Annotated in this window: 7 protein-coding genes, 1 pseudogene and 1 riboswitch; of the genes and pseudogenes, 2 read left to right on the plus strand and 6 right to left on the minus strand. The window is 62.0% G+C overall.

Annotated features, from left to right (window positions below):
- Positions 1-85: 85 nt before the first annotated feature.
- Positions 86-172, minus strand: a riboswitch (glycine riboswitch).
- Between the two features lie 204 nt (positions 173-376).
- A complete protein-coding gene (locus tag NKI70_RS21475; RefSeq protein ID WP_352647828.1) occupies positions 377-1,375 on the plus strand; it encodes a hypothetical protein in 999 nt (332 codons plus the stop codon).
- A 12-nt stretch (positions 1,376-1,387) separates the two neighbouring features.
- Here the strand turns inward: NKI70_RS21475 and NKI70_RS21480 are convergent, their stop codons facing one another.
- Positions 1,388-2,203, minus strand: coding sequence for a transporter substrate-binding domain-containing protein (locus tag NKI70_RS21480; protein ID WP_352697762.1), 816 nt, complete (start codon positions 2,201-2,203; stop codon positions 1,388-1,390).
- A 98-nt stretch (positions 2,204-2,301) separates the two neighbouring features.
- Between NKI70_RS21480 and NKI70_RS21485 the strand changes: the two genes are divergently transcribed.
- Positions 2,302-2,904: a DUF3011 domain-containing protein gene (locus tag NKI70_RS21485; protein WP_352724880.1), complete on the plus strand. Its 603-nt coding sequence runs from the start codon at positions 2,302-2,304 to the stop codon at positions 2,902-2,904.
- A 23-nt stretch (positions 2,905-2,927) separates the two neighbouring features.
- Here NKI70_RS21485 and NKI70_RS21490 read toward each other — a convergent pair whose 3' ends face one another.
- The 5 genes and pseudogenes from NKI70_RS21490 to NKI70_RS21510 all read right to left on the minus strand — a co-directional run.
- Positions 2,928-3,737: a molybdopterin-binding protein gene (locus NKI70_RS21490; RefSeq protein WP_352454438.1), complete on the minus strand. Its 810-nt coding sequence runs from the start codon at positions 3,735-3,737 to the stop codon at positions 2,928-2,930.
- Position 3,738: 1 nt separating this feature from the next.
- Complete coding sequence (locus NKI70_RS21495) at positions 3,739-4,617, minus strand: cytochrome b/b6 domain-containing protein (protein WP_352454437.1); 879 nt, start codon at positions 4,615-4,617, stop codon at positions 3,739-3,741.
- A gap of 102 nt (positions 4,618-4,719) precedes the next feature.
- Positions 4,720-5,397 carry a DUF1345 domain-containing protein gene (locus tag NKI70_RS21500; protein ID WP_352697757.1) on the minus strand — a complete coding sequence of 226 codons (678 nt, stop codon included), beginning with the start codon at positions 5,395-5,397 and terminating at the stop codon, positions 4,720-4,722.
- A gap of 5 nt (positions 5,398-5,402) precedes the next feature.
- A complete protein-coding gene (locus tag NKI70_RS21505) occupies positions 5,403-5,870 on the minus strand; it encodes a YaiI/YqxD family protein (RefSeq protein ID WP_023678856.1) in 468 nt (155 codons plus the stop codon).
- A gap of 66 nt (positions 5,871-5,936) precedes the next feature.
- A pseudogene (locus tag NKI70_RS21510) lies at positions 5,937-6,207 on the minus strand (S-(hydroxymethyl)glutathione synthase); the annotation flags it as partial.

A 6,207-nucleotide genomic window follows, 5' to 3' on the forward strand; every position in this document is an offset into this window, starting at 1 on the left:
AGCCTGAGAGACTCGCGCCCCGTAACTCTGTCGGCAGCGCTTACACCTTCGGCGCGGGGGCAAGCCCCGACTTTCCAGAGTGTCTTTCCCGTCTACGGTTCTTTTGCCTGAGAGATTTCGGGCGATTTCCCCTTCGGCGGCAGCTCTCGCTGCTCTCTCCCGCAAACAGGTAGGACTCGGTCAAGAGCCCTCGACTCGTCATCCATAGCCCGTGGACGACACCTTGTCACCTGCCGGCGACATTTTTACTGCCAAGTCTTCTGCGGGCCTTCTTTACAGGCAAGCCTTCGCTAACCACGCCGCTTGCCGGTTTCTCAAGACCTTGCCGATATACCGCATAAGGGCGGGCAATTACCGGCGGCGGGCGGGGAAGAAAATGGGCGAATTGATCATGAGCGCGCCGGTGGCCGGGCTGACCTCGAAAAATCGGATCACGGCGGAAGACGTGGTCATGCTGCGCGGCGAAGTGTTCGGCGACGGCGTGGTAACGCGCGGCGAGGCCGAGGCGCTGTTTGCGCTGGATGCAACGGCGAGGGACAAATGCACGGAATGGCTCGAGTTTTTCGTCGAGGCCGTCACCGATTTCATCGTCCACCAGGAAAAGCCGGCGGGCTATGTTTCGCAGGACAATGCCGACTGGCTGATCCGGACGATTTCGCGCGACGGCATGGTCGACAGCCAGACCGAACTCGAGCTGCTGGTGCATGTGCTGGAAGTTGCCAAATCATCGCCGAGCACGCTTTCCAGCTATGCGCTGGAGCAGGTCGCTCATGCGGTTGTGGACGGCAAGGGGCCGCTGATGACCGGCGGCAGGCTTATCCCTGGGTCGATTGCCAAGGCTGAGGTCGAGCTGTTGCGCCGCATCCTTTACGCCTACGGCGGCGATGGCAACATCGCCATCAGCCGCGCCGAGGCCGAGGTGCTGTTCGAGATCAACGAGCGGACAGCGGCGGGCGACAACGATCCGTCCTGGAACGATCTATTCGTCAAGGCGATCGCCAATTTCGTCATGTGTTCGGCCGGCTACGAACCGCCGGTGCGCGACGTGGCGCTGCGCCGGGATGCTTTTTTCGAACAGGCCGATCCGGAGATCGGCGGGTTCTTCAGCCGCATGGTATCGGGCGGCCTGTCCGGCATCATGGAAGCCTATCGCTCACCGGGCGATATCGAAGCCGAATGGGAGTCCAAGAACAAGGCAGCCGAGGCACTGGCCCGCCGGGCCGAGACGGTCGATGCCGGCGAAGCGAAGTGGCTTGCTGAACACATCGGCGACCGGCCGCTGCAGGAGAACGAGCGTGCGCTGCTGACGCTGATCAAGCACGCCTCGCCGGAAATCCATCCGGCGCTGAAGCCGCTAATCGACAAGGTTGCATAACAGGTCACGACCCTATTGCTTGGCGGGCTCGGACTTAGCTGTCTGGAAGCGCGACATCCATTTGAAGCTGCCGAACCAGTAGCGGCGCACGCCGCCTATGGTGCCGTCGGCGGTGCGCGCGCCGATCCAGTTGTTGACGTATTGGATGAGGCGGACATCGTCCGGGCGCATCGCAAACGCTTCCGGCGTCCGCAACAGCGGGCCGCCCACCATCGTCAACTTCGCGTCATAGAGCCTGGCGGCCATTTGGGGCGTTGGCGATGTCGCGACCATCGCCTGTGCGTCGCCGCCGATGATCGCGGCGAAAACATCGGAGGTATTGTCGAAAGACAGGATGGTCGCCTTGGGAAAAGCTTCCTTCGCGGCGGCTTCATCGGTGGAATTGGACAGCACGGCAATCTTGTATCCCGGCGCCGCCACTGCCTTTCCCGGCCTTTTCCCAAGACTGGCGATCGTCGCAACCATACGGATATCGGCGGTACCGGTCTGGTTGGAGAACACCACCTCGCGTGCGCGTTCCGGCGTGCTGGCGTAGCCCGCCGCGATCATGTCGAAATCACCCTTGAGCAGTCTTGTCTTGAGGTCGTTCCAGGGCACCTCGACCAGCTTCAGGTCGACGCCGAGATCAGACGCCAGCGCACTGGTCAGGTCGACATCATAGCCGGCGAACTTCCCGTCGGCCTTCTTGAGGATCCATGGCGGGTTGAGCGCCACGCCGATCGTCAGTGTCTTCTGGTCGATGATGCGCTTGAGGCTGTCGTCCGCCCGGGCTGGCAGCAGCGACAAAGCCAACCAGGCAGAAAGGGCAAGTATAGTTGTAGCGATCATCTTAGCGCGCATTAATATAACCTCGCTGAGCCCGTCCGGTTGTCAGATTTACACAGAGGTGCCATTCTGTCGATAGCGGACCCTGATGGAGAGTTGCGATGTCGACACGGATGACGGTTACCGGTTCGATGATGTTCCTGGTTTGCATCCTGGGCAATCCGGCGAAGCTTTCGCTGCTGCCGGCGGCAGCGCAGGCTGCGGGGGCAAAACGCGTGGTCTGCTCCAGCGCCGATTACCGCTATTCCTATTGCGGGGTCGATACGCGCCGCGGCGTGCAGTTGACCTCCAGGCTTTCGAAGGCGCGTTGCGTATACGGTAGAAGCTGGGGCTATGACGGCGGCGGCATCTGGGTCGACAATGGTTGCTCGGCCGAATTCGCAGTCGCCGGCCCCAACCGCAATCCCTCTGCTGGCGACGTCGCCGCAGCCATTATCGTCGGCGGCGTGGTAGGCGCCATTCTCGACAACGGCAATTCGCATCGCCATCATTCCGATAATTACTATCCGAAGCCGCGCCCGCGCCGTTACGACCAATTGATCGATCCGACGCCGCAATTCGACAATCAGGGCAACCCCAACTTCGATACCCACGGCAACTACCAGGGACCGCATGGGCTGGGCAAGCTTGTCACCCCTGACGACAATCCTGACCTGAATCCGGCCCTGCGCAGCGCCGGCGACGACAGCGACGACGACAGTTAGATGAAGCTTAGGTCAGGTTTCGGTCAGATGCCGCCGTACCAGTCGTAGCCATTGTCCTCCCAATAGCCGCCTCTGCCGCCGCCGATATTGGCGAAGCCGTCGACCAGCTCGATCTTGTAGAGGTATTTCGGCATCTTGTAGCCGAGCTGGCGCTCGACGCGGACGCGCAGCGGCGCGCCGTTCTCGACCGGCAACGGCTTGCCGTTGAGGCCATAGGCAAGGATCGTCTGCGGATGACGGGCATCGACCAGGTCGATCGAGCCGTAATATTTGATGTCGCCGGCCAGGCTGCGGTCGATCGTATCGAGGCAGTGGAACATGACGTAGCGCGCCTGCGGCTTGACCACTGCCTGGTCGAGCACCAGCGACAGCGGCGTGCCGGTCCATTTGGCAATGCAGCTCCAGCCTTCGACGCAGTCGTGGCGGGTGATCTGGGTGCGGCTCGGCATGTTCATCAGCTGCTCGCGGCTCAGCGACAGCGGTTTTTCGACGAGGCCTGAAACCTCCAGCCGCCAGTCGGCGAAATCGCTGGCGAGCAGGCCCTTGTAGAAATCGTCGTCCGGTGCGGTGACACCGTTCGGCCGCTGCGGCTGGCGAATGTCGGCCTCGGTGAACTCCGGCGCCAGCGCATCAGCGCCGGCAAGCAGTCGCTGCGCCCGCCAGGTCAGGCCATTGGCGCTTTCGAGGAAGCTGCGCAGGCTGTCGCCGACGCCAAGCTGGCTGTCGAAGGCGTCGCAGCCCGACAGCATGATGCCGGAAAGGCCGAGGCTGGCCGAGGTCAGGAACTTTCTTCGGCTTATCTGTAGCTTGGGGCTGATCTCGAATTTCGCCATGTCAGGCACTCCTCTCTGGCGCATTGTCGCCATGCGCCGGCGGGTCGGTTCGGTACCACCCGGTGATGATGGAGCGCAGCTCGTTAATCGGGCCGGCGGCCAGGATCATCAGGATGTGGATAATGAAGAAGGCGACGAGCAGCAGCATCACCGTGAAATGAATGGTGCGCGCCGTCTGCCGGCCGCCGAGCAGATCATTCAGGAACGGCAGCACCGAATCCATGCTCGGCGACATGGCAAGGCCGGTGATGATCATCAGCGGCAGCAGCACGAACAGCACGCCGCCATAGGCCATCTTCTGCAGCGTGTTGTAGTCGCGCGTGTGATGGAACCTGAGCTTGGCGTGCTCGACAATGTCTCGCGGCAAGCGCCTGAAATCATCGAGGCGCGGGGCAAGATCGCGGCGCAAATGGCCGTTGATCAGGCTGGCGACCAGCCAGACCAGCAGCGTGGTGGTCAGCACCCAGGCAAAGAAGAAATGAACGACGCGCGCGGTGCCGAGATCGTAATAGGAAGGGATCGTCGCCCAGGACGGGAAGGCACGGGAGGTCTCCTGGCCGGCCGGACCCGACCAGCCGAGCACGCCAGTGGTATCGAAGCGCTTGCCGAAGATTTCGGTATAGCCGCGCGGGCCAGTCGCCGTATTCTCGGCGCCAATGGCGAAGACGGTGTTGTTGTAGCCAAAACCCGACTCCTTGCCGATATAGAGCTGCGGGCGGGCGTTGAAGATCTGCAGGCCGGAAAGCAGCATGAAGAACAGCGCGATCGCCCACAGCCAATGCGTCAGCCGCGTCCAGCGCGACTGCCGATAGATCAGCGTCGCATCACTCGGCGCGGCGGTATCTGCTCCGGCGGCTTGGTTTCTGGCAAGCGATTCCATTTGTTGTTCCCTCCGGCCGCGCGTTCGTCGCGGCCTCGTCAGATCTCTTCTCCTCCCAATACGTCGCCAGCCTAAGCGATGTTTCACCCGATCACGGATTTATTACGGACTGCCGAGGCTGACGGCGAGGTTGACCGCGGCTGCCACGATGACCGTGTTGAAGAAGAACGACAGGATCGAGTGCACAAGCACGACACGGCGCATTTGCGAGGTCGTGATGTTGGTGTCGGCGGTTTGCGCCGTCATGCCGATCACCGTGGCGAAATAGAGGAAATCCGAGCCTTCCGGCCGCTTGCCGCCCGGGAAGTCGAGGCCGCCGACCGGAATTTTCTTTTTTGTGTCGCCATCCATCGCATCGCCATCCAACCAGTAGATATGCGCGTAGTGAAGTGCGGCCATCGCATGGATGGTCAACCAGCCAAGCGGGATAGACAGCAGCGCCACCGTAAGCTCGACGGTGTCCGCGCTCTTCTCCCTGTTGATCAATTGAAACAACGAAATGATGGCAATAGCGACGACAATCAGCGTGACCGCGAAGATGGCCAGTACCGGCAGGTCCGTGTCGCCTGCATTCTTGCGCAGATAGCTGCCGGTAAGCCGCGGCATATGGGCGATGACAAGAACGAGATAGGCGGCAAAGAACAGATTGGCGCCGATCGAATAGGCAAGCGGCGCACGCCAGACCAGCGCGGCGCCAAAGGCTGCCACGCCGATGCAGGCCGACACCGCGAACGGCGTGTGGGGTCGCATGGGCATTTTGGTCGGGGTACCAGTCGCCATGGCCTTCAGTCCGCTGACGCGGATTTCAGCGCTCGCCGTAGGATGCGGTCAAGCTCGCCTAGGAACCGCGAGCGATCCTGCGGCGCGAAGCTCGAATTGTAGCCCTTGCTTTCGCCGGTCTCGCGCAGATGCTGCTTGAGATCGCGCATTGCAATCGCCATGCCGATCGTTTCGGGCGTAAACGGGCGTCCGGTCGGACCAAGTACGTGGGCGCCAAGCGCCACAGCGCGGGCGGCAAGCGGGATATCGGCGGTCACCACAATGTCGTTGGACCGGGCATTTTCGACGATCCAGTCGTCGGCGGCATCGGCGCCCTTGGAGACGACGACATTGCGGATCATCGGATCGCGCGACGGACGCAAGCCGCCATTGGAGACGAAGGTGACGACGATACCGTGCCGCTCGGCGACTTTTTCGACCTCGGCCTTCACCGGGCAAGCGTCGGCATCGACGAGAATAGCAGGTGCGGGCATCGTTGTTCCAAATGTGAAAGAGCCGGGCGGCGTCGCCCGGCTCGATCGATGATAGTCGAGCGGCTACTAGGCCGGCAACGCGCCGGATCTCTTGGCCGTCCAGGTGGCGATATAGTCCATCAGTCCTGGATTGAGGCAATCATAAGGTTCGAGCCCGATCGACTTCAGCTGTGACCTTATGCCGTCCATGCGGCTCGGATCGACACCGGACTCGATGATCGAAGAGACAAAGGCGGTGAAGCCCGGCGGCGCCCAGCCGTCTTCCTGGAAGCGTTCGGGATGGATGAAGGACAGCCCCTTGAAAGCGTGGTCGCGCTCGACCGGGCCGTGCATGTGG

It is taken from the genome of Mesorhizobium sp. M0500 (assembly GCF_040321165.1).
In the GTDB taxonomy this organism is placed as follows: domain Bacteria; phylum Pseudomonadota; class Alphaproteobacteria; order Rhizobiales; family Rhizobiaceae; genus Mesorhizobium.